The organism is Rhodopseudomonas palustris, assembly GCF_003226555.1.
GTDB classification, from domain to species: Bacteria; Pseudomonadota; Alphaproteobacteria; order Rhizobiales; family Xanthobacteraceae; genus Rhodopseudomonas; species Rhodopseudomonas palustris_I.
The window spans coordinates 415,905-438,778 of sequence record NZ_QKQS01000006.1 but is presented as its reverse complement, the minus strand read 5'-3'; the positions used below and the strand labels follow the sequence as shown (position 1 = coordinate 438,778).

The following is a 22,874-nucleotide window of genomic DNA, read 5'->3' as shown; positions in this document are numbered from 1 at the left end:
TGGATGGCCGACAAGCCCGGTCATGACTTGCCCATGCTACAGGCCCTGAAGTCCTCATTCTGAGATTCCCGGTAAAGCCGGGCGTCTCGAAGGATGAGGAGCCGCAGACTTTGTGGCGCATGGTTCGAGACGTCACTTCGCGCCGTCTCACCACGAGGCTCTGGGACCACTCTTCATAGAGCTTGGTCGGAGAGCGTGGCCGTGCCTCGCACAAAAATGGGGGCCCGAGGCCCCCGAAGTCGTCCCTGATGGCAGAGCGTGGATCAATGCGCCGCTTCGTAGGCCGCATTCTGCTGTTCCATCAGCGTGATCTTCTCGCCGATCTTGGCGCGCTGGGCCGTCAGCGTGGATGCGACGCCGGGCGATGCTGCGGCGGCCTTCAGCGCATCGTCGTATTTCGACAGATTGCGCTTCTCGCCGTCGATCAGGCCGGGCAGCACGCTGCCGTCGAGGCCGTCGAACAGCGATCGCACGCTCATGATGGTGCGGTGAACCACGCTCATGAACGAGCCGGAATCGTCGGCGGTCTCGCCGGCATTGATCAGCATCCCGGCGAGCTCTTCGGCGTTGCCGTGATGCAGCGCGATCATGTCGCGAAACAGCGGCGTCAGGCCCTTGCCTTCGGCGTCTTCCAGCGCTTCCTCGTAGCCGTTGCGGGCGTCGATCGCACTGGTGTGCAGCGTCTTCAGGTGCTCGATGATATCGTTGTCCACGTCAGCCTCCATGCTGGCTTCAGCGATGCGCGAGCGGAGCCCGCCATCTCGTGCGCGACAACCGGAATCAGGAAGCTCGGTTCCGCCAGCAACCGCGGCGTGGAACGTAATTAGTTGCGCTGCTCACCGTCGTGCGGTTCGAGGCCGTAGGGTTTTACCAGAGCCCAGACGTGAGCCGGTATCATGTTCTTCATTTTGTGTTTGTAGTGGCGCCGCAGGTGCAGCACGGTCTCGACCGCCTTCATCTCGACACGGGCGCGGGCGAATTCGAGCCCGCGCGGGCCGACTTTCGGCATCAGCCACCCCATGAACGGCCGTAGCCAGGTCGGCATGCCGCGCACCGGCAGACCGCCGGCGGCGAGCTCGGTGTTCTTGAGGAAGCCCTTCACCGGCGCGACGCGGTTCCCGGCGCTGGTCGGCTCGCTCAAGCGAACGTCGTCGCCGAGCAGATTCAGCAGCTCTTCGCCGCGCGCGTTGCGCAGCAGCAGCCATTGCTCGCCGCGTCCGCCCATGTAGCCGACGGTGATGTCGGCGAGGGTGTTGGTGTAGTCGACACAGGTGCGGCAGGTGATCGGGAAGAAGTCCGGCGGCAGCTTGGAAATCGGCAGCAGCAGGAACGGGATCGCCTTGCTGCGGCCGTCGTCGAATCGCAGCTCGACGTGATAGTCGGCGCGGAACTCGAGATAGGTGATGGTTTCCGGCTGGTCGGACAACAGATCGAGGAAGCCGTGAAACGCCTCGGTGGTGGTGTTGTCCGAGCACGGCGTGCCGATCACGTACAGCTTTTCGAGGCCGAGCTGTTGCTCCAGCCGCCGCAGCGCGTAGATCTGGCACGGCACGCCAATCACCGCGAGCCGCGTGTAGCCGGCGGCGATCGCGGGCTCCAGCAGCGCCAGCGATGGTGCGTAGCCCATCCGCATGCCGCGGCATTGCGCCATGCCTTCCGGCTGGGTCACCAGCACCGGCATCGGCTTCCATTTGTCGGCCGGGTCCGGCGCCATCGCGATCACCGCATCGACCGCACCAGTCTCCAGCAGCCGCTGCGCGATCGTCGTGGTGATGCCGCTCCACTGCGCGCCGTCGCGCGGCTCTTTCATCGCCGCCTGCACCATTCGGCGATACGGACCGAAAAACGCCTCGTCGCCGGACGCCGCGTCGCGGGTGCGGCCGTGCACCCGCTGTTCCATCGCCGGGTAGTCAGGCTTGATGAACTGGCAGGCCTGGCCACACTGCTTCGGATCGCTCATCCGCGACACGCCGCAATCAGTACACAGCTCGCGCTCCGCCGGCGCGTTCAGCGGCGGCGTCCACAGCGCAGACTGAATGTTGCGATCGTCCATGAGCGCGTCTTCTAGGAACCGGCGGACGGCGTCGCCATTCGCCTTAAGTTGCTATCTCGATCAATAGAGCCAAAGCCGGGCGACCGATAGATCTGCGTCAAATTCGCGGCCGATCGCCACCAGTCCGACCCGCCGTAGCCGCCGGGGATCGAACGGCATGTCGGTGCGGTGCGGCATGACGGCGGCGAACGGACATTCGATCACTTGCCAGTGCGGCTCCGCCCGGAACGGGTGGCGATAGGATTGCTGCGGCCGCGCCAGATCGGTGGTGCGAAGATGCAGGCCGTAAGCCTCGCCGTTGCCGAGCAGCTCGGCCGCGATGCCCGAGAAGCTGCCTGCATCGAAGGCGCCGCCGTCCCGCGACAGATCCATCGCGATCTGGATGAAGCCGCCGTTGTTCTCGGTCGAGACCGCGCCGCGCATCCGCGCCGCCATCCGGCCCTCGACCTCGGCGAGCTGCAGCGTGGCTAGCGAGACGCCGCCCATCACGGTGTCGGTGATCACCCGCCAATTCCGCTGTCCTGCCGCAGGCCATAGCTCGTGCTGCATCAGCGAATCACCATCGGGAAGGTCACCGCGATCGCCCAGGCGAACAGCACCGCATTGGCGAGCGCGCCGGGCAGCGGGTGATTGGTCGCCTTGTAGGTCCAGTTGCTGATCAGGCCGAAGGCGACAAACAGCAGCAAGATCGCCGGCACGATGATGATCAGGAAGAACAGTTTCTGCAAATTCAGCGCAACGGCGACGGCGAGCGAGGCGAGAAAGCAGAATTTCGCCAGCGCATAGGCGCCGGGTTTGGCCCGTTGTCCATGCGCCATCCATTCCGCGGTGAGAAAATACGGGATCGTGCCGCACGCGACCGCGGCGATCAGATGGATGCGTGGCTCGATCGGCATGAACGAGAACAGATAGCTGTCGAGCGCGAAGCCGAAGCCGAGGATGTTGTAGGCGGTCGCCGCGATCGCTGCGATGATCAGCGCGCCGATCACGACGCGGGGACGATCGGGATCGGGCAGGGCGTCGAGCGCCATGAGCCCGTGCGGGTGATGCGGCGCGAGCTGCGGCGCCGCGCGCCGGCTGCGCAGCCGGATCAGTACCAGGAGTCCTGCGGTCAGCAAGCCGTACAGCAGGAAGTGCAGCGTCAGATAGTCGCCGAGCAGGATGATCAGAAAATCGGTCGGCGCCTTCCACAGCAGCAGCGGCGTCAGCACCGCCGGCACGATCGCAGTCACCAGAAGTTGCTTCCAGGTCAGGTTCGCGCCGATCGGCACCGCGGCGGCGCGGGGCAGCAGCTTCGACAGCGGCCAGGCCAGCGCGATCAGGCCGCCGAACAGCAAGGCCAGCCAGCGCGGCCGCTGATCGATCCAGCCCGAGCTCGTGCGGCCGAAGGCGTCGTTCATCCAGTGCAGCGCTTCGCGCATCGAGTCCTGGCTGTACAGCACGCCGATATGTTCAACGCCCGAAGCCAGCACGAAGCGCCGCGCCGTGCCGTCGGCGAAGCTGCCGTAGGTCCGGCCTGCGACGGCGCCGCCGCCGACGACCTGATTGACGATGCGCAAGCCCTCGTCCTTCAGCATCTGCGGCTCGAGCGCGCCGACGATCACCAACAGATCGTGCGGCAGCGTGGCGGTGGACTTGCGGGTGAACACCGACACGGCGACGGTGGCGGCGATCTCCGGATGTGCCACCGCATAGGCGACCACGATGTCGGAGGCCATCGAATGGCCGAGCACGGCGGCGCGGCCGTCGCTTTCCGGCAGCTTGCGGGCGAAGTCGGTGACGCGGCCGAGTTCGTCGACCAGGACGCCGGTGATTTTGGTCGGCTCGTCGACGTCGCCCACCATCGTCACCGGATTGCGGCCGTGGCCGGTGAAGTCGAAGGTGACCGCGATGTAGCCGTTGCGCGCCAGCGTCTGCGCGAACGGCTGCATCAATTGCTGCGAGCCGGCGAAGCCGTGGGCGATCACTACCACCGGGGCGCTAGTGACGGCGGGTTGCCGAAACACCGTGACCGGTGTCTGACCGACGGTCGCGTGGCTGATCAGCAGGCCGTCCTTGCCGCGTTGCAATTGCCACAGCCCGACGGCGATTGCCACCAGGGCTGCGAGGCCGACCAGAATGCGGAGTGGCTTTGGCGTGCGGCGCTTGGCCATCAGTCGACGTCCGGGACGTGCTTCTTGCGGATCCGGCGGATCGTCCACCAGATCGACAGGGCGGCGATCGGAACGAACCCGGCGGTCAGGAGATTGGGATCGATCTTCAGACGGCCGGCCTCCGCGACGCCCTTCACCATGTAGCCGAACAGACCGACCACGTAATAGGTGATCGCCGCGGTCGACAGGCCTTCGACCGTGGTCTGCAGCCGAAGCTGCAGCCGGGTGCGGGCGTTCATCGATTTGAGCAGCTCCTGGTTCTGCTGCTCGACCTCGACGTCGACGCGGGTGCGCAGCAGATTGGCGGCGCGGGCAAGCTTCAGTGACAGATCGGATTGCCGCGCCTCGGTGGTGGCGCAGGTGCGCATCGCCGGCTTCATCCGGCGGGCGAGGAACGACGACCAAGTCGGCAGGCCGCCGACCTTGCGTTCGCCGAGCGTCGCGAGCCGGCCGTTCATGATCTCGTCGTAAGCGCGGCTGGCGCCGAACCGATACAGGCTGGCAGCCGCGCCGGCCTCGACCTCGGCGGCGAGCTCGGTCAGCTCCTGCAGCAGTTTGTTGTTGTTGGCGAGATCGCCGACGTGGCGCATCTCCGCGGTGACTTCGGCGAGGCGTCTTTCGCTCGCGGCGATCGATGGGGCGAGCCGCTGCGCCTCCGGCAGGCCGAGTAGCGCCAATGTCCGATAGGTCTCAACTTCGAGCACGCGCTGCACCAAGGCGCCGGCGCGCTCCGGCGACATGCCGCGATCGATCACCAGCACCCGCACGAAGCCGGATGGGCCCGGTTGAAAATCGGTGGCGAACATCGCGGCGCCGTCGGAGTTCTCGGCGACGGCGAGGCTGGCGCGATCGAACAAGCGCTCCGGTGACGTTCGCGGCGGATCCTCCGGCATCACATGCAGGTCGACCGCGACCAGCAGCGGCCCCGGCTGCGGCAGCAGCCGCATCGGAGAAGCGAGCGAAGACGCTTCCGGGTGAAACGGCGTCGCGGACGGATCGGCGGTGATTTCCCAGGTGTAGGTGGTGAACTCGGAGTGCTGCTCCCAGCGCAGCATCGTGGTGCCGAACCGGGCGCGATGATGCTTTTCGCCTGGCGGCGGCGGCTGCAGGCCGCGCGACTCGCAGAAGCTGATCATCGCAGTGCGGTCGGCGGCGGCGCGTGTGCCCGAGGTGTCGAAGGCGAAGTGTAGGACGCGCGCCGGAACGCTCAGCGCAGTGAACGGACGTGCGTGCACTTCACCCAGCACGACCGCGCGCAATGGATGCGGCGAAAGTCGAACGTTGCCGTCTCCGATCAGAACCTCAGCCGTCATCTCGCTTTTGACCTTGCTCAATATTGCGCCTAGTTGACTTGAGTACCATTGCGTGGCGATAGACAGAAGCTGAAAGGTTCTGCAGAAGACTGTCGCAGGCGCCGGAATTGTCCGAGATCAACGACCCCGGAACCCCGCCGGGCTTCTACGAGACGTCGGTGTCATCCGTTTGCAATCTGGCTCGGGCTGGTCATAAGGTTCGGCCGAACTTCGCCGCGGGCCCGTCGCGGTTGTCGAATGGAGCGTGTGGTGAAATTTCCAGTCCGTATTGGTACGCGCAAGAGCGTGATGGCGCTTGCCCAGACTGAGGACATCGCCAAGCAGCTGAGTGCCGCTGCGAGTGAGCTCGATCCCCAGATCATCAAGTTCGAGACCGTCGGCGACAGCGATCAGATCAGCAAGCTCCTGCCGCACGGCGGCAAGGGCGGAGCCTTCGTGGCCGAGATTCGCGCCGCGATGCTGCGCGGCGAACTGCATTGCGCGATGCACTCGCTCAAGGACATGCCGGCCAACGAAGAAACGCCGGGTCTGATCGTCGCCGCCACGCTGGCGCGCGATCCGGCCTGCGACTCGCTGGTGCTACGCAAGGGGCTCACCCTCGAAGAGCTGAAGAAGTCGCGCGGCAAGGGCTACACCATCGGGACCAACGCGGTGCGCCGGGCGGCCTATGCCAAGCGGCTGTTCCCGGAAGTCGAGGTGATCCATTTCCGCGGCGCGGCCGACAGCCGGATGCGTAAGCTCGACAATGGTGAGAAGCAGCGGTTGCCCGACGGCAGCGAGGTCGGTCCCGCCGACGCGCTGATCATGGCGCGCGCCGGAATCGAGCGTGTCGGCTTCGTCGATCGTATCGCTCACGACTTCACGCCGGAAGAAATGCTGCCCGCAGCCGGGCAGGGCATCGTCGCGGTGGAATGCCCCGTGCACGAGTGGAAGACCCGTCAGTATCTGGCGCTGATCGACGATCAGCAGTCGCGGATGTGCTGCGACGCCGAGCGCGAGGTGCTGTGGGTGCTCAACGGCCATTGTAACTCGCCGATCGCGGCGCACTCGGTGATCACCGGCGACGAGATGACGTTGCGTGCCTCGGTGCTCGACCTCGAGGGCGGGATGTTCATCGAGGCGGTCAGCTCCGGCCCGGCCAATCGGCCGCGCGAACTCGGCCGGACCGTGGGCCTCGAACTGCTCGACAAGGGCGCAGCCGCGGTGATCGAAAAGACCCGGCCGGAGTAATCGCAATGGCCATAGTGTTTCCGTTCTCCGCGATCGTCGGCCAGGACGAGATGAAGCTGGCGCTGCTGATCGCAGCGGTCGATCAGAAGGTCGGCGGCGTGCTGGCGTTCGGCGATCGCGGCGCGGGCAAGTCGACCGCGGTGCGCGCCCTCGCGGCGCTGTTGCCGAAGATGAAGACCGTGGTCGGGTGCCGCTACAATTGCGATCCCGATCTGCCCGAGCGCTACTGCGAAGAGTGCAAGGAGAAGGTCAAGCACGGCAAGCTCAAGACCGCGCAGGTGCCGGTGCCGGTGGTCGATCTGCCGCTCGGCGCCACCGAGGATCGCGTCGTCGGCGCGCTCGATCTCGAACGGGCGCTGGCCAAGGGTGAGAAGGCGTTCGAGCCCGGCCTGTTGGCGCGCGCTCATCGCGGTTTCCTCTACATCGACGAAGCCAACCTGCTCGAAGATCATCTCGTCGACCTGCTGCTCGACGTCGCCGCTTCCGGCGAGAACGTGGTCGAGCGCGAAGGCCTCAGCATCCGTCATCCGGCCCGCTTCGTGCTGGTCGGCACCGGCAACCCGGAAGAAGGTGAGCTGCGTCCGCAATTGCTCGATCGTTTCGGCATGTCGGTCGAAGTGAAGACGCCGGACACGCTGCCGGAGCGCATCGAAGTGGTGCGCCGCCGCGACGCGTTCGAGAACGATCCGGCCGCCTTCATCGCCGACTGGTCGAAGGAAGAGGCCAAGCTGCGCCGCAAGATCTCGCAGGCCAAGGAACGTCTGCCCGAAGTGACCGTGCCCGACGCTGCGCTCGAGCGCGCCGCCAAGCTGTGCATGACGCTCGGTACCGACGGCCTTCGCGGCGAACTGACCTTGATGCGTGCCGCGCGTGCGCTCGCCGCGATCGAGCACGACAAGACCGTCACCGATGAACACCTGAAGCGGATCGCGCCCTCTGCCTTGCGGCACCGGTTGCGCCGCAATCCGCTCGACGACGCCGGCTCCAGCGTGCGGGTCGACCGCGCGCTCGCCGAAATCTTCGGATGAGCATCGCGCTCGCATGGTCCGATGCGGTGACCGCGGCGCAGTTGTTCGCGGTCGATCCGGTCGGCACCGGCGGCGTGTTGCTGCGCTCGCGCGCCGGCCCGGTGCGCGACCGCTGGCTCGCGATGCTGCGCGCTGCGCTGCCGCCTGAACAGCCCTACAAGCATCTGCCGCTGCATATCGCCGACGGCCGCCTGCTCGGCGGGCTCGATTTGTCGGCGACGCTGCTCGCCGGCCGCCCGGTCGCCGAACGCGGCCTGCTGTCGGAAGCCGATAGCGGCGTGCTGGTGGTGGCGATGGCCGAGCGGCTGCAGTCCTCGACCAATGTGTATCTGACCGCGGCGATGGACGCGCACGAAACCGCAGTGGAGCGCGACGGCCTGTCGCTGCGGATGCCGGCGCGATTCGGCGTGGTCGCGCTCGACGAGGGCCTGGAGGACGAGTTCGCGCCGGCCGGGCTGCGCGACCGGCTCGGCTTCCATCTCGATCTCGATCAGTTCGCCTGGCGCGAGACCGACGATTTCCCGATCTCGCTCGACGACATTCGCGCCGCTCGCGCGCGCCTGCCCGAGATCAAGGTCGAGAGCGAGCAGATCGAGGCCGTGTGTACCGCGGCTGCTGCGCTCGGCATCATCTCTCTGCGCGCGCCGCTGTTGGCGATCCGCGCCGCCAAAGCGAGCGCCGCGCTGTTCGATCGACCTACAATCGCGCAGGACGACATCACGCTCGCCGCGCGTCTCGTGCTAGCGCCGCGCGCCACTGTGTTTCCGCAAGCCGAGCAGCCGGACCAGGCCGACGAGCCGCCGCCGCCCGAGCCGCCGCCGCCGGAAGACGACAATCAGGACAATAACGACCAAGAGCAGCAGACGCCCGACATCGACAAGGCGCTGGACGAAGTGATCATCGCCGCCGTCAAGGCGGCGATGCCGCCCGGCGTGCTGGAGGCGATGCGCGCCTCGGTCGGACGGTCGCGCGCCCGCTCCGCCGGCAAGGCCGGCGAACTGCAGAAGTCGAAGAAGCGCGGCCGCCCCGCCGGCAGCATCCGCGGCGAGCTGCGCGACGGCAGTAAGCTCAACGTGATCGAGACGCTGCGCGCCGCGGCGCCGTGGCAGCCGCTGCGGCGGCGCCAGGCCGAGGGGCGGAGCGGCAGCGCGCCGCGCATCCTGGTCGAGAAGGATGATTTCCGGATCGCGCGCTTCAAGCAGCGCACCGAGACCATTACCATCTTCGTGGTCGACGCCTCGGGCTCGGCGGCGCTGCATCGCCTCGCCGAAGCCAAGGGCGCGGTCGAACTGTTACTTGCCGATTGCTACGTGCGCCGCGACCAGGTGGCGATGATCTCGTTCCGTGGCACCATCGCCGAGATCCTGCTGCCGCCGACGCGGTCGCTGGCGCGCGCCAAGCGCAGCCTCGCGGGCTTGCCCGGCGGCGGCGGCACGCCGCTGGCGTCCGGGCTCGACAGCGCGTTCATGCTGGCGGATTCGATCAAGCGCAAAGGCCAGACCCCGACCGTGATCGTGCTCACCGACGGCCGCGCCAATATCGCGCGCGATGGCGCGCCGGGCCGGCCGCAGGCCGAAGAAGACGCCAAGGCGTCGGCTCGCCAGTTCCGCGTCGCTGGAATCAGCTCGGTGGTGATCGACATGTCGCCGCGACCGGGGCCGCAGGCGGAAGCCTTCGCCAAGGAAATGGACGCGCGCTATCTACCGCTGCCGCATGCCGACGCCACCGTGCTGGCGCAGGCGGTGACGGCCGCGACCCGGCAGGACTGATCGTCGTCCCGCTGTCGCTTTGTTTGCTGGAAACTTTGGATCTCAAGCGTCGAGCACGAACGCGTCGTCGTCTCCGGCACCGCGCGGCGTGACCGGAGGAGGCGGCGACGTCTCGATGGTGGCGAGTCGTTCGACCCGCGCCCCGACCGTCGAGTTCCGCTGCGGCGGACGGGCGATCCGCCACTCGAGCTCGCTGCGGTTCTGCAGCTCTGTGAACTTCACCGCGAAGCCGTCGGAGCGGTGACGCACCACCCGGCCGACACAGCCCCCGACCGCCAGCGGCGTGCCGATCTCCGGCTGCACGTCCGCCGACACCGCAACACCCGAGATCGACATGTCGATCACGAAGCAGGTGTGCATCGAACCGTCGGCCAGAATCAACGTCGAATGCGGGCAGGCCGGAACGATTCGCGCCTGTTCCCGCGCGTCCCTGATCTCCGGGTCCAGCATCTTCCGTTCGAGCCAGCTCAATTGGTTCGACAGCCGTTCGCGCATCGCGCGGGTCACCGCCAGTTCGAGCAGGAACCCACCGGGCAGGGTGTCGCTGATGTGTCCATCCAGCTTGCCGAACTCGCTGAAGTACGACGAGATGCGATCACCGACGCGGCCGATCACCGGAACGTCGACGATCATCCGGAACGGCGAGACACGGCTGGTGCGACAGGCAAATTGACGCAGCTTGCCGTGCTGATCGTACCAGTTCGCGAGCGAGTAGTTCCCGCCGACGGTGACGTTGACGGCGCGCTGCTTGAGAAATCGCTGGACGGACACGGCGGAATGACCCCCGGGGAAATACCTGTCGATCAGTAACGCACTCGAAGCCCAGATGATCTTGGGGATCGATCGTTACACGCCAATCGTTTCGACTTTGGTTATCGGAGTGTTGTGGTCGCGAATAAGCTTGTTCGGGAACCTGGAACTCCGGCGTCCGGCGCAGCCGTGCAGCGGCTTCGATGCTCGTCTGGGTTGCTGGTTGGTTCGAAACGGGAACTAAGCGTCTGCACAACCGAGTTCCCGCGGACGGTTGTGGGGACTGGCCGCTACGCGGCAAAACAAAAGAGCCGACGGGTGAGCGCCGGCTCTTGGTAATCATGACAGACGCGAACTGACCTGGCTTCAAGCCTTGTAGTCGCGGACGCGCTTCACCATCTGCTCGACATGCGCGATCGACGCGTCGGGTGTGATGCCGTGGCCGAGATTGAAGATGTGACGGCCGGCAGAGAAGTTGTTCAGCACGTCGTCGACCGCTTCGTCGAGCGCCGAGCCGCCGGCGATCAGCAGCAGCGGATCGAGATTGCCCTGCACTGCGACCTTGGTCTGCACCTTCTCGCGCACGAAGGCGGGCTCGGCGGTCCAGTCGATGCTGACGGCGTCGACGCCGGTGCGCTCGACGAAGGCCGGCAGCAGCGCGCCGGCGCCGCGCGGGAAGCCGATGATCTTGGTGCCCGGCTTGACCTTGCGGATGCCCTCGACGATCCGGCGGGTCGGCTCGATGCACCACTTCTCGAATTCGCGCGGCGGCAGGATGCCGGCCCAGGTGTCGAAGATCTGCAGCACGTCGGCGCCGGCCTCGAGCTGCTTCAGCAGATAGGCAATCGAGCTCTCGACCAGCACGTCGATGATCTTGGCGAACGCGCCGGGGTGCTGATACGCCATCAGCCGCGCCGGATGCTGATCCGAGGTGCCCTGACCGGCCACCATGTAGGTCGCCACCGTGAACGGCGAGCCGCAGAAGCCGATCAGCGTGGTTTCCGGCTTCAGTTCGCGGCGGACGATGCGCAGCGCTTCGAACACCGGCTCGAGTTTGGACAGATCGATCGCGTTGTTCAGTGTGCCGACCAGATCGGGCGAGTTCAGCGGGTCGAGCCGCGGGCCTTCGCCGACTTCGAACCGCACCGAGCGGCCGAGCGCGTAAGGCACCACCAGAATGTCGGAGAAGATGATCGCGGCATCGAAGCCGAATCGGCGGATCGGCTGTAGCGTCACCTCGGCGGCGAGCTCCGCGTTGAAGCACAGATCGAGGAAACTACCGGCCTGCGCCCGCGTTGCGCGGTATTCCGGCAGGTAACGTCCGGCCTGCCGCATCATCCACATCGGAGGAGAGGCCTGCCGGTTGCCGGAAAGCACTTCCATGAACGGTTTGGTCACCAGATTCTGTGTCAAGAGAGCTACCCACTGTTGTACGACAAGTCTTCTTGACGGTCTGATACACTGCGCGCACCGTCTTGACCACGCCGACCTGCGGCGGAGATGCCGCGAATAGGAATTTCGAGATGAATGCAACCGCACCCACCCCCGCTTCGTCCGAGACGCTCAGCGGAAATCCGGCGCTTCCGCCGCCGGTCCCGGGCGAACGTCACGACATCGACAGTTTCGGCGGTCGACTGACCTACTGGTCCGCAACGCCGGCGGAGCCGACGTCCGAGCCGCCTTTGCTGCTGATCCACAGCGTCAATGCCGCAGGCTCGGCCTACGAGGTTCGGCCGATCTTCGAGCACTACGCACGGAGCCGACCGGTTTATGCGATCGAATTGCCGGGCTTTGGTCATTCGTCGCGCGCAAAGCGTCAATACACCATTCGGATGATGACGGATGCGGTGCATTCCGTAGTCGCCGAGATTCAGAAGGCGCACGCCGACACGCCGATCGACGCGCTGGCGCTGTCGCTCGGCAGCGAATTCCTCGCCCGCGCGGCGAGCGAAACGCCGCAGGCGTTCCGCAGCCTGGCGCTGGTGGCGCCGACCGGCTTCGACAAGAAGAACCAACGCTGGACCCGCGGCTCGCGGGCGATTCCGTGGCTGCATTCGTTCTTCGAGAATCCGGTGTGGAGCGAGGGCATCTTCAAGGCGCTGACCGCCAAGCCGGTGATCGCCTGGTTCTTGAAGAAGGCGTTCGGTACGCCCAACATCGACCAGGGCATGCTCGACTACGACTATCTAACGACGCATCAGCTGGGCGCCCAGCACGCGCCGTATTACTTCGTCGCCGGCTATCTGTTCAGCCAGGACATCCTGCGGATCTATCAGGACCTGTCGATGCCGGTGTGGTTCAGCCACGGCGTGCGCGGCGACTTCGTCGACTACACCTTGAAGACCACGGTGGAGGGGCGTCCGAACTGGACCGTCACGGTGTTTCAAACCGGCGCGATGCCGCATTTTGAGGTGCCCGGGGAATTCATGCGAACCTACGACGAGTTTCTCGGCCGCGTCACGGGGACGGGTAGGGCGACGCTGTAGTGGCGGCAACGATTTCACTGCCTCTCCCCACAACGGGCCTCATCCTGAGGAGCGGCCCGCAGGGCCGCGTCTCGAAGGATGGCGTCCTGCATCCTCATGGTTCGAGATGCCCGCAGAGCGGGCTCCTCACCATGAGGGGCCTGTAGTCGAGGCGTGCCGTGAGCGATCTGGTCTGGAGTCGCGACGGTCTGGATTGGCCTCATCGCGAGGCCAGCCGCTTCATCGAAGCCGGCGGCTTCCGCTGGCATGTGCAACGCATGGGATCGCCGACGTCTCCGGCGATCCTGCTGATCCACGGCACCGGCGCGGCCTCGCACTCCTGGCGTGGCTTGGCGCCGCTGTTGGCGCAGCATTATCACGTCGTCGCGCCCGATTTGCCCGGGCACGGCTTCACCCAATCGCCGCGCGGGCATCGGATGTCACTGCCCGGCATGGCGTCCGACCTCGCTGCGCTGCTGCGCGCGGTCCAAGTCTCGCCGGAACTGGTCGTCGGGCACTCGGCCGGCGCCGCGATTCTGGCCCGGATGTGCCTCGACGGCGCGATCGATCCCAAAATCCTGTTCAGCCTCAACGGCGCATTCCTGCCCTATGGCGGGCCGGCGGCGAGCTTCTTCTCGCCGCTCGCCAAGATGCTGGTGATGAATCCCTTCGTGCCCAGCCTGTTTGCCTGGCAGGCCGGACACCGCGGCGCGGTCGAGCGGCTGCTCGGCAACACCGGCTCCACCATCGATCCGGCCGGCATCAAGCTCTACGGCAAGCTGGTCTCCAGCCCGCATCACGTCGCCGCCGCGCTGCGGATGATGGCGAACTGGGATCTCGAACCGCTGTTGAAGGCACTGCCGAATTTGAAGCCGCGGCTGGTGCTGGTGGCGGCCGAGGGCGACCGCGCGATTCCGCCGTCGGTGGCGGTTAAGGTCCGGGAAATATTGCCGAAAGCGGTGATCGAGCGGATCCCGGCGCTGGGCCATCTGGCCCACGAGGAGCGTCCGGACCTGATCGCAGCCCTGATCGAACGCTACGCGGAAAAACCGGAGAATATCGAATAGATCAAAGACGGCTTGTCAGGACCCGCTTACAGATTGCCGCTAGCCCTCTGTCAATTTTTTGTTACAGTGGTACCCATGCTGGATCCTGGCCCCAACCCTGCTCCCCGTCTTCCTCGTGATTGTGCCCCGCATGCGGTGGTGATCGGCTCCGGCTTCGGCGGCTTGGCCGCGGCGGTCCGACTTGGCGCTAAAGGGTATCGAGTAACCGTTCTCGAGAAGCTCGATAAGGCCGGTGGCCGCGCTTACGTCCACAAGCAAGACGGCTTTTCGTTCGACGCCGGGCCGACCATCGTCACCGCGCCGTATCTGTTCGAAGAGCTGTGGAAGCTGTGCGGCAAGCGGATGTCGGACGACATCACCTTAAAGCCGATGTCACCCTTCTATCGCATCCGCTTCGACGACGGCACGCATTTCGATTACTCCGACGACCGCGACGCGGTGCTCGACCAGATCGCGAAGTTCTGCCCGGACGACGTGCCGGCCTACGACCGCTTCATGGCGGCCTCGCACGAGATCTTCAAAGTCGGCTTCGAGCAGCTCGGCGATCAGCCGTTCAACCATTTCACCGACATGCTGAAGATCGCGCCGGCGATGATCAAGCTGGAGAGCTATCGCAGCGTCTACGGCCTGGTTGCCAAGCACTTCAAGGATCCGAAGCTGCGGCAGGTGTTCAGCTTCCATCCGCTCCTGATCGGCGGCAACCCGTTCATGTCGAGCTCGGTGTACTGCCTGATCACCTACCTCGAAAAGCAGTGGGGCGTGCATTCGGCGATGGGCGGCACCGGCGCGCTGGTCACCGGCCTCGTCAAGCTGATCGAAGGCCAGGGCAACGAGATCCGCTACAACCAGGATGTCCGCCAGATCGTCGTCGAGAACGGCACCGCCTGCGGCGTCAAGCTCGCCGACGGCGAAGTGATTAAGGCCGACATCGTGGTGTCGAACGCCGATTCGGCCTCGACCTATCGCTATCTGTTGCCGCCGGAGACGCGCAAGCGCTGGACCGACGCCAAGATCGAGAAGTCGCGCTACTCGATGAGCCTGTTCGTCTGGTACTTCGGCACCAAGCGCCGTTACGAAGACGTCAAGCACCACACCATTCTGCTCGGGCCGCGCTACAAGGAACTGATCAGCGACATCTTCAGCCGCAAGGTGGTCGCGGACGATTTCAGCCTGTATCTGCATCGCCCGACCGCGACCGATCCGTCGCTCGCGCCTCAAGGGTGCGATACCTTCTATGTGCTGTCGCCGGTGCCGAATCTGCTCGGCAATGTCGACTGGCACAGCAAGGCGGAGCCCTATCGCGCCGCGATCGCCAAGATGCTCGGCGCCACCGTGCTGCCGGATCTGGAAAACCAGATCGCGACCTCCAAGATCACGACTCCGCTCGATTTCCAGGACCGCCTGTCGTCGTTCCGCGGCGCTGCGTTCGGTCTGGAGCCTGTGTTGTGGCAGAGCGCCTGGTTCAGGCCGCACAATCAGAGCGAAGACGTCAAACGGCTTTATCTCGTCGGCGCCGGAACGCATCCCGGCGCTGGCCTGCCCGGGGTGCTGTCCTCGGCGCGGGTTGTCGATGCGCTGGTCCCCGAGGCCGACAGTCTGGTGACATCATGAGTCTGCAATCCGATATGTTGGCCCAATCCGACATGCTGGCCTGCCGTGAGATGATCAAGGAAGGCTCGCACACCTTCCATGCGGCCTCCAAGGTGCTGCCGCGGCGGATCAGCGATCCGGCGATCGCGCTGTATGCGTTCTGTCGCGTCGCCGACGACGCGGTCGATCTCGGCCTCGATCGCGCTGCTGCCGTCGAGGTGCTGAAGGACCGGCTCGATCGCGCCTGCCGCGGCGTGCCGCGCGCCTATCCGTCCGACCGCGCCTTCGCTGATGTGGTGGCGCGGTTTTCGATTCCGCCGGCGATTCCCGAGGCGCTGATCGAGGGCCTGGAGTGGGACGCGCAGGGCCGCCGCTTCGAGACGCTGTCGGACCTGTATTCGTATTGCGCCCGCGTCGCCGGCACCGTCGGCGTGATGATGACCCTGGTGATGGGCCAGCGCAAACCCGACATCGTGGCGCGTGCCTGCGATCTCGGCTGCGCAATGCAGCTCACCAACATCGCCCGTGACATCGGCGAGGACGCGCGCAACGGCCGTATCTACATGCCGCTGTCGTGGATGCGCGAAGCCGGCCTCGATCCGGAAACCTGGCTCGCCAATCCGCAGTTCACGCCGGAGATCGCGAGCATCGTCAAACGGCTGATCGACACCGCGGATACGCTGTACGATCGCGCCACGCTCGGCATCGCCAATCTGCCGCGCTCCTGCCGTCCCGGCATCTTCGCGGCGCGCGCGCTGTATGCGGAGATCGGCCGCGAGGTCGAACGCTCCGGCCTCGATTCGGTGTCGAGCCGCGCGGTGGTCTCGACCGGCCGCAAGCTCGCCGTGCTGGCGCGGCTGCTGGCGTTCCAGGAAACCGAATGGGCGCCGGCGAAGTATCTGCCCGCCAGGTTCGGCGACATGGAAGAAACCAAGTTTCTGGTCGACGCGGTGATCGCGCATCCGGTGCGCGAACTGCCGCCGCGCCAGAAGGTCAAACCGATCGAGCAGAAGGTCGCTTGGCTGGTCGACCTGTTCACCCGCCTCGAACGCCGCGACCAGATGCTGCAACGCAGTAGGGTGTAGTTGGCAGATCTCCGTCTCAATTTCGTCGTGCCCGGGCTGGCGCCCGCGCATGACCCGGACATCCACGAACTGCGGTTGCGCCGACATTTGGTGGTGCATGGTTCGAGACGGCGCTGCGCGCCTCCTCGCCATGAGGACATCGCGAGTAGCGACACTCCGCGAATCTCAACTAGGCCATCCGCTCGCTTCGACCTCACCCTGAGGAGGCCGCGTAGCGACCGTCTCGAAGGATGGGCCGCGAGCGTGACCACCTCGGCGCCGTTCAAACGCCACTTATTTGCAAAATCTCTCGAAGCCGCCACACTAGCGTGATACCGATACTTGACATTGTTCAACGGATCACGACCATGGCCATCGATACAGACCTCGAACGCTCGCCCGCATCTTTGCAACAAACATCCGTGGAGGCCCGCCGCACCGAGGCGCGAGCTTGGTTCGAGGGATTGCGCGATCGGATTTGCGCCGAGATCGAGACACTTGAGCGCGAAGCGCCGGCAGAGCTGTTTCCCGGCGAGCCGGCGACGTTCACCTACAAGCCTTGGCAGCGCAAGACCGGCTCCGGCGGCGGCGTCGGCGGTTTTCTGTCGAACGGCCGGCTGTTCGAGAAGATCGGCATCCACACCTCGTCGGCGAACGGAAGACTGACGCCGGAGATGGCCAGAAACCTGCCGGGCGATGGCGTCAGCCTGGACTATGTCTCGACCAGTATCAGCCTGATCATGCACCCGCGCAGTCCGCGGGTGCCGACCGTGCACATGAATACGCGATTTCTGTCGACGTCGCAGGGCTGGTTCGGCGGCGGCGCCGATCTGACGCCGATGCTGCCGGAGCAGCGCAGCCAGGACGCCGAAGACGCGGTGACCTTCCATGCCGCGATGAAGCGGGCCTGCGACGCCCACGATCCCGGCTATTACGACAAGTTCAAGCCGTGGGCGGACAGCTACTTCTTCCTGCCGCATCGCGGCGTCGCCCGTGGCATCGGCGGGATCTTCTTCGACCATCTCAACAGCGGCGATTTCGATCGCGACTTCGCCTTCGCCCGCGACGTCGGCTCGGCGTTGCTCGAGGTCTATCCGGCCATCGTGCGCAAGCGCATGGCCGAGCCGTGGACAGATGAAGAGCGGGCGCAGCAGCTCGCCTGCCGCGGCCTCTATGTCGAGTTCAATCTGCTGTACGATCGCGGCACGATGTTCGGCCTGCAGACCGGCGGCAACACCGAGACCATCATGAGCTCGATGCCGCCGCTGGTGAGCTGGAGTTGATCGCGGCGCGCAGGAGCGCGCCTGGACCGGCCGCGGCCCGCACGCGGGTCGCGGTGGATCAATGGAGCCTGCGATGGAGCAGTATTACGGGCTGATCGAACTGATCGCGGTGTTCGCCTGTCTGGTGGTCGGCTGGCTGGTGCTGGAGCGCCAAGGCAAGCGCCTCGACCGCGCCCGCGCCGAGCGCGACGAGGACCGCGCGCCATGAACAGCGACAGCGCCTTCAACTACTTCGAGATCCTGATGCTCGGCATGTTCGCCGCCGGCTGGGCCGTGCTGGAGTGGCAAGGCAGGCGACTGGATCGCAAGCGGGAGGCGGAGAGGGAAAGAACAACCTCCGAGAACGAGCGCACTTAGCCCGGCCATGACAGCGTAACGGTGTTAGTCGTGGTAGCTACCTCCGCCGGGGCATCCGGAACGGCAGCATGGCTTGCACCACTGGCATGCGGAAGCGGTCGAGGGACAGGCTTTCGTGCATCAGCGTGACTTTCTCGCCGAGCAGCGTCGTCTCCACCATCGAGCGGGCGTAGAACGGGGTGTCTTCCAGGGTGCGGACGAGTTTCGCATCGGCCTCGCTGCGCGCGCTGCGGTCGACCCGCCACCCCGAGCGCGGCAACGGCAGCAGCTGCGGCGGGGTGAATTCCTGTTTGTTGCCCGCAGCATCAAAGGTGACGGCGAGATCGACCCGGCTGCCGTCGCGGCGTTCGGCTTCGTACAGGATCACGGTCTTGTCGCGCATCGCGCCCCGCGCCCATTCCCAATGCCTGAAGCCGGTTTCGATCGGCTCGTCGCCGGCGTTGCTGTCGAGATAGCCTTCGCCCTGCCACGACAGGTTCGGCCGCCGCAGTTCGACCTCGACCCGCGCCCGCGGCGCGATCGGCCACCAGCGGTGATTGCCCTGCGGGTTGAGGACGAAGAAATCCTTGGTGATCGCGGCCGGCGTCACCCGGACGCGGCCCTCGATCCGCCCCGGCACCGGCGCGCCGGTTTCGCGGATGTTGATGGTCAGCGTCTTGCCGTTCCAGCCGAGATCGCTCGGCCCGATCAGGAAGGAGTTGACGTTGCGCGCGACACGGCCGCGTCCGCGCTCGGTCATGGTCCAGCGCTTGCCGGCCTGGTGATACAGTGCGACGTTGATGGCGCAGTGGTCGAGCGGATCTGCCGGCGCGCGGCGGCGCGCGAACGCGTAGTACGGCGAGAACACGCTGCCGATGAAGGCGATGATGGTCAGCCCTTCGCGGCCGTCGTCGCTGATCGCGTCGACGTACCACCAGGCGTAGCCGTTGCGCGGAATGTCGACATTGAATCCGGCGCGGCGTTCGTCGGTCTCGTTAGGCCAGGCAATCATAGTCTCACGTCGTCTTCGATGAAGCCGGACGAAGCGCAGGCCTCGGCCCGGCCGGGTTGGAGTCGAGATCGGCGAACAACGCCGCTGCCGCGGCGCGACCGGAGAGCGCGGCCATCGGCACGCCGGGACCCGGATGGGTGCTGCCGCCGGCCAGATACAGGCCGGGAATCCTTGTACGCGCTCCGGGGCGTTCGAACGAGGCGCTCCAGCCGTGCGAGGCGCGACCATACAGCGCGCCGCCAGTCGCCGGGAACAGCCGGTTGAAATCCGCCGGGGTTGTCACCTCGGCCTTGCTCGGATCGATGTCGAGCCGCAGTCCGCAGCGCTGCAGCGCGCCGAATGCACGCTCGGCGGCGCGGGCGATTTCGTCCTGATCGAAGCTGTTGCGATCGCCGACCGGTGGCGCGTTGATCAGCACCAGCAATTCCTCTTCGCCGCCTGCGGCCAGGCGCGCCTCGTCGTCGATACGATCCTGCGCGCAGACATACACCGTCGGTTCGCTCGGCACCTCGCCGCGGCCGAAAATCTCGGCGAACTCCCGTGGATAATCCCGCGAGAAGAACACCGAATGTCGGCTGAGCGGAAATCCTGCGGTCTTCGCCACCATGCTCCAGGTGATCGCCGACAGCGAGCGCAGCCGCGGCGCGAGCGGTGCCGCCGCCGCGCGCACCGCCTCGCCGAACAGGCCCGCCGGCAGCGCGCCGACGTCGGCGTTGACGATCACCGAATGCGCCTCGATCCGCTCGCCGCTCTCCAGGATCACGCCGGCGGCGCGTCCGCCGGACACCATCACTTCCCGCACGCTTTGCCGATAGCGAATCGTCGCGCCGAACCTGGCGGCGCAATCGGCCAGCGCCCGCGCCAGCGCGTGCATGCCGCCTTCGATGATCCAGACACCCTCGTGTTCGACGTGGGCCACCAGCATCAGCGTCGCCGGCGCATCGAACGGCGACGATCCGCAATAGGTCGCATAGCGGCCGAACAATTGCCGCATCCGCGGATCGTGGAAGTAATCGCCGAGCGCTTTCCACATCGTGGTGAACGGGCGGATCTTGCGTAGCTCGATCAGGCCGCTGAGCCCGCCGGCGGTCGCGAGCTTCGGCAGGCTCGGCGCGGTGGCACGCAGGAACGGCTGTTCCAGAATCTCGTAGATACGCCGGCTGTCGGCGCAGAACTGGCGGTAGCGCCTGGCTTCAGCGGCGCCGGCGAAGACGCCGATCGCATCGGCCGAGCGGGCCTCGTCGGCGAACAGGTCGAGATGCTGGGTGTCGTCCCAGGCGTGGCGGGCGAGCACCGACAAAGGTCGTAGCCGGACATGCTCGGAGAAATTCAGACCGATGCCGGCGAACAGCTCCTCGAAAACCCAGCGCATCGTGAACACGGTCGGGCCGCTGTCGATCCGCGCTCCTCCGATCGCGACTTCGCGCATCTTGCCGCCGGGGCCGTCGGCACGTTCGAGCACCGTCACGTCGAAGCCGCGCGCGGCGAGAGCCAACGCAGAGGCTAGTCCCGCGACGCCGGCGCCGATCACTACGACGCGATTCCTCGCGGTCTGATCCCGCATCCGCTTTCCCACTCCGACCTTAGCTATCTTTGAGCCATATCATTGACAGGTGTCCATAATAACTTACAGTTTCGCATGACAAGTTAATTGACACTTGTGCCTCAGCGCGGGAGTGTGGCCATGGATGTGACCAATCGGATCGAGCGTGCTCTGACGGATGCGCTCAATCAGGCCGACATGGCCGGATGCCCGCCGCGTCTGGCGGCGGCGATGCGGAGCGCGGTGTTCCCGCGTGGGGCGCGGGTTCGGCCACGGCTTTGCCACAGCGTGGCGCTTGCCTGCGGCGAAGACAATCCGGGCATTACCGAAGCTGCCGGCGCCGCGCTCGAGTTGATGCATTGCGCTTCGCTGATCCATGACGATCTGCCGTGCTTCGATGGCGCCGACCTGCGCCGCGGTCGCCCCTCGGTGCACAAGGCGTTCGGTGAACCGCTCGCGGTGCTCGCCGGTGACGCGATGATCGTGCTGGCGTTCCAGACCATCGCGCGGGCCGAGGGCCCGGCGGACCGGCTGCTGAAGCTGACCCAGCTGATCGGCAGTGCGGTCGGCGTGCCGTTCGGCATCGTCGCCGGTCAGGCCTGGGAATGCGAGTCCGAGATCAACCTCGCGCATTATCACCGCTCCAAGACCGGCGCGCTGTTCGTCGCCGCCACCGCGATGGGCGCGGCTTCGGCCGGTGCCGATCCGGAACCGTGGCGGATGGTCGGCGACAAGATCGGCGAGGCCTATCAGGTCGCCGACGACCTGCGTGACGCCGCTGCCGACGTCGAAGAGATCGGCAAGCCGGTCGGGCAGGACGTCGCCCACGATCGCCCCAGTGCGGTGCGTGAGATGGGCATCGACGGCGCGATCTATCACCTCAAATCCCTGGTGCGCGGCGCCGTCGAGGCGATGCCGGAATGCACCAATGGCAACGAGCTGCGGTCGCTGATCATGTCGGAAGCGACCCGCTTGGTGCCGGCCAAGCTCGCCGCGTCTGCGGCCTGATGCGGCCGCCGGCTTGGCCTTCGCGGCCGGCCGGTGTTAGCAGAACCAGATGGTCTCCTTGAGCCTGCGTGACCGGCTGCTCGGCTGGCGCGATTCGATCCTGTCGAATCCGCGTTTTCAGCGCTTTGCTGCGGTGTTTCCACTGATGCGCCCGGTCGCCCGTCGGCGTGCCGTCGCGATGTTCGATCTGGTTGCGGGCTTCGTCTATTCGCAGATACTGCTGGCCTGCGTGCAGCTCCGGCTGTTCGACATCGTCGCCGAGCGCCCCGCTACCGCCGAAGACCTCGCCGCGCGGCTGTCGCTACCGGTCGAGTCGATGCGGATGCTGCTCGACGGCGCGGTCGCGCTCCGATTGCTTCAGGGCCGCAGCGGCGATCGCTACGGCCTCGGCCAGCTCGGCGCCGAGCTGCGCGGCAATGCCGGCGTGCTGGCGCTCGTTGCGCATCACGCGATGCTGTATCGGGACCTTGCTGATCCTGTGAGGCTGCTGTGCGGGGCGCGCGGGGGCGGGGAGCTTGCGGCGTATTGGGCGTATGTGCGGGGCGAGCGGCCGGGCGAGCTGCCGGCCGATGCGATTGCGTCCTATACCGAACTGATGGCGGCGTCGCAGCCGATGATCGCGCGCGAGGTGCTCCACGTCTATTCGTTCCGCGACCACCGCTGCCTGCTCGACGTCGGCGGCGGTGACGGCTCGTTCCTGTCGGCGGTCGCCGCCCAGGCGCCGGATCTCCGCTGCATGCTGTTCGACCTGCCGGCGGTAGCCGAGAAGGCGGCGGCGCGGTTCGCGGCCAATGGGCTCGCGGGCAGGGCGACCGCGGTGGGCGGCAGCTTCACGACCGACCCGCTCCCCGAAGGCGCCGACATCATTTCGCTGGTCAGGGTGATCCATGATCACGACGACGCGGTGGTCGAGGCGCTGCTGCGCGCTGTCCACAAGGCTCTGCCTGACAACGGCAAATTGCTGATCGCCGAGCCGATCGCGGGGCTTCCCGGCACCGCGGCGATCTCCGACGCCTATTTCGCCTTTTACCTTTACGCGATGGGCTCCGGGAAGGCCCGGAGCTTCCCTCGGCTGCAGGCCATGCTGGAGAATGCGGGCTTCTCCCAGGTCGTGCTGCACCCGGTTCCGATGCCGCTGGTTGCTTCCGTGATTACCGCCTCCAAACGGTAGTTGTGTTAATCTGGCTTGACACTGTGATCCGTCAGTTTA

21 protein-coding genes are annotated in these 22,874 nt (G+C 66.2%); 12 read left to right on the top strand and 9 right to left on the bottom strand.

The genetic code is table 11. The features are described 5' to 3' along the window. Positions 1 to 263 precede the first annotated feature (263 nt). From DNX69_RS03955 to DNX69_RS03935, 5 genes are all read right to left on the bottom strand, one after another. Complete coding sequence (locus tag DNX69_RS03955; RefSeq protein ID WP_110784842.1) at positions 264 to 713, bottom strand: ferritin-like domain-containing protein; 450 nt, start codon at positions 711 to 713, stop codon at positions 264 to 266. A gap of 110 nt (positions 714 to 823) precedes the next feature. Next, on the bottom strand, positions 824 to 2,053 hold the full coding sequence (locus tag DNX69_RS03950) for a Coenzyme F420 hydrogenase/dehydrogenase, beta subunit C-terminal domain (protein ID WP_110784692.1): 1,230 nt from the start codon (positions 2,051 to 2,053) through the stop codon (positions 824 to 826). A 60-nt stretch (positions 2,054 to 2,113) separates the two neighbouring features. Further along, complete coding sequence (locus DNX69_RS03945) at positions 2,114 to 2,602, bottom strand: CIA30 family protein (RefSeq protein WP_110784691.1); 489 nt, start codon at positions 2,600 to 2,602, stop codon at positions 2,114 to 2,116. After that, positions 2,602 to 4,206, bottom strand: coding sequence for an alpha/beta hydrolase (locus DNX69_RS03940; protein ID WP_110784690.1), 1,605 nt, complete (start codon positions 4,204 to 4,206; stop codon positions 2,602 to 2,604). The genes DNX69_RS03945 and DNX69_RS03940 overlap by 1 nt, the downstream gene beginning before the upstream one ends. Next, entirely contained in the window at positions 4,206 to 5,519 is a 1,314-nt protein-coding gene (locus DNX69_RS03935) for a DUF3422 family protein (RefSeq protein WP_110784841.1), read from the bottom strand. Before DNX69_RS03935 ends, DNX69_RS03940 begins: the two co-directional genes overlap by 1 nt. A 237-nt stretch (positions 5,520 to 5,756) precedes the next feature. Here DNX69_RS03935 and hemC point away from each other — a divergent pair, with 237 nt between their 5' ends. Genes hemC through DNX69_RS03920 form a run of 3 tightly spaced genes read left to right on the top strand, consistent with a single transcriptional unit; the run spans position 5,757 to position 9,546 of the window. Then, a complete protein-coding gene (gene hemC / locus DNX69_RS03930) occupies positions 5,757 to 6,749 on the top strand; it encodes a hydroxymethylbilane synthase (protein ID WP_425327286.1) in 993 nt (330 codons plus the stop codon). 5 nt (positions 6,750 to 6,754) lie between these two features. Next, complete coding sequence (gene bchI, locus DNX69_RS03925; RefSeq protein ID WP_110784689.1) at positions 6,755 to 7,777, top strand: magnesium chelatase ATPase subunit I; 1,023 nt, start codon at positions 6,755 to 6,757, stop codon at positions 7,775 to 7,777. Continuing rightward, positions 7,774 to 9,546: a magnesium chelatase subunit D gene (locus DNX69_RS03920; protein WP_110784688.1), complete on the top strand. Its 1,773-nt coding sequence runs from the start codon at positions 7,774 to 7,776 to the stop codon at positions 9,544 to 9,546. The genes bchI and DNX69_RS03920 overlap by 4 nt, the downstream gene beginning before the upstream one ends. Positions 9,547 to 9,588: 42 nt before the next feature. Here DNX69_RS03920 and DNX69_RS03915 read toward each other — a convergent pair whose 3' ends face one another. Together DNX69_RS03915 and hemE are read right to left on the bottom strand one after the other, a co-directional pair. Continuing rightward, on the bottom strand, positions 9,589 to 10,317 hold the full coding sequence (locus DNX69_RS03915; RefSeq protein ID WP_110784687.1) for a PilZ domain-containing protein: 729 nt from the start codon (positions 10,315 to 10,317) through the stop codon (positions 9,589 to 9,591). A gap of 345 nt (positions 10,318 to 10,662) precedes the next feature. Next, on the bottom strand, positions 10,663 to 11,679 hold the full coding sequence (hemE, locus tag DNX69_RS03910; RefSeq protein WP_207803113.1) for a uroporphyrinogen decarboxylase: 1,017 nt from the start codon (positions 11,677 to 11,679) through the stop codon (positions 10,663 to 10,665). A gap of 140 nt (positions 11,680 to 11,819) precedes the next feature. On the opposite strand from hemE, the gene DNX69_RS03905 reads away from it, so the two are divergent. From DNX69_RS03905 to DNX69_RS26215, 7 genes are all read left to right on the top strand, one after another. Further along, the gene (locus DNX69_RS03905; RefSeq protein ID WP_110784686.1) at positions 11,820 to 12,782 is read left to right on the top strand and encodes an alpha/beta fold hydrolase; all 963 of its coding nucleotides are present in this window, start codon (positions 11,820 to 11,822) and stop codon (positions 12,780 to 12,782) included. Positions 12,783 to 12,940: 158 nt separating this feature from the next. After that, positions 12,941 to 13,828, top strand: a complete 888-nt coding sequence (gene bchO / locus DNX69_RS03900; RefSeq protein ID WP_110784685.1) for an alpha/beta fold hydrolase BchO — start codon at positions 12,941 to 12,943, stop codon at positions 13,826 to 13,828. A gap of 75 nt (positions 13,829 to 13,903) precedes the next feature. Further along, positions 13,904 to 15,439 carry a phytoene desaturase gene (locus tag DNX69_RS03895; RefSeq protein ID WP_110784684.1) on the top strand — a complete coding sequence of 512 codons (1,536 nt, stop codon included), beginning with the start codon at positions 13,904 to 13,906 and terminating at the stop codon, positions 15,437 to 15,439. Next, positions 15,436 to 16,503: a phytoene/squalene synthase family protein gene (locus DNX69_RS03890; protein ID WP_110784683.1), complete on the top strand. Its 1,068-nt coding sequence runs from the start codon at positions 15,436 to 15,438 to the stop codon at positions 16,501 to 16,503. The genes DNX69_RS03895 and DNX69_RS03890 overlap by 4 nt, the downstream gene beginning before the upstream one ends. 347 nt (positions 16,504 to 16,850) lie before the next feature. After that, positions 16,851 to 17,765 carry an oxygen-dependent coproporphyrinogen oxidase gene (gene hemF, locus DNX69_RS03885; RefSeq protein ID WP_110784682.1) on the top strand — a complete coding sequence of 305 codons (915 nt, stop codon included), beginning with the start codon at positions 16,851 to 16,853 and terminating at the stop codon, positions 17,763 to 17,765. A 73-nt stretch (positions 17,766 to 17,838) separates the two neighbouring features. Next, positions 17,839 to 17,973, top strand: coding sequence for a hypothetical protein (locus DNX69_RS26765; RefSeq protein WP_283809321.1), 135 nt, complete (start codon positions 17,839 to 17,841; stop codon positions 17,971 to 17,973). Further along, positions 17,970 to 18,122, top strand: a complete 153-nt coding sequence (locus tag DNX69_RS26215; protein WP_165825171.1) for a hypothetical protein — start codon at positions 17,970 to 17,972, stop codon at positions 18,120 to 18,122. Before DNX69_RS26765 ends, DNX69_RS26215 begins: the two co-directional genes overlap by 4 nt. 37 nt (positions 18,123 to 18,159) lie before the next feature. On the opposite strand, the gene DNX69_RS03880 is transcribed toward DNX69_RS26215, so the two are convergent. Both DNX69_RS03880 and crtD read right to left on the bottom strand, forming a co-directional pair. Next, positions 18,160 to 19,113 (bottom strand): carotenoid 1,2-hydratase, encoded by a 954-nt coding sequence (locus DNX69_RS03880; RefSeq protein ID WP_110784681.1) that lies wholly within the window; start codon positions 19,111 to 19,113, stop codon positions 18,160 to 18,162. A 4-nt stretch (positions 19,114 to 19,117) separates the two neighbouring features. Beyond that, positions 19,118 to 20,677, bottom strand: a complete 1,560-nt coding sequence (gene crtD / locus DNX69_RS03875) for a 1-hydroxycarotenoid 3,4-desaturase CrtD (RefSeq protein ID WP_110784680.1) — start codon at positions 20,675 to 20,677, stop codon at positions 19,118 to 19,120. A gap of 120 nt (positions 20,678 to 20,797) precedes the next feature. Here crtD and DNX69_RS03870 point away from each other — a divergent pair, with 120 nt between their 5' ends. Both DNX69_RS03870 and DNX69_RS03865 read left to right on the top strand, forming a co-directional pair. Beyond that, entirely contained in the window at positions 20,798 to 21,664 is an 867-nt protein-coding gene (locus DNX69_RS03870) for a polyprenyl synthetase family protein (RefSeq protein WP_110784679.1), read from the top strand. 49 nt (positions 21,665 to 21,713) lie between these two features. Further along, entirely contained in the window at positions 21,714 to 22,835 is a 1,122-nt protein-coding gene (locus tag DNX69_RS03865; protein ID WP_110784678.1) for a methyltransferase, read from the top strand. Positions 22,836 to 22,874: the final 39 nt, after the last annotated feature.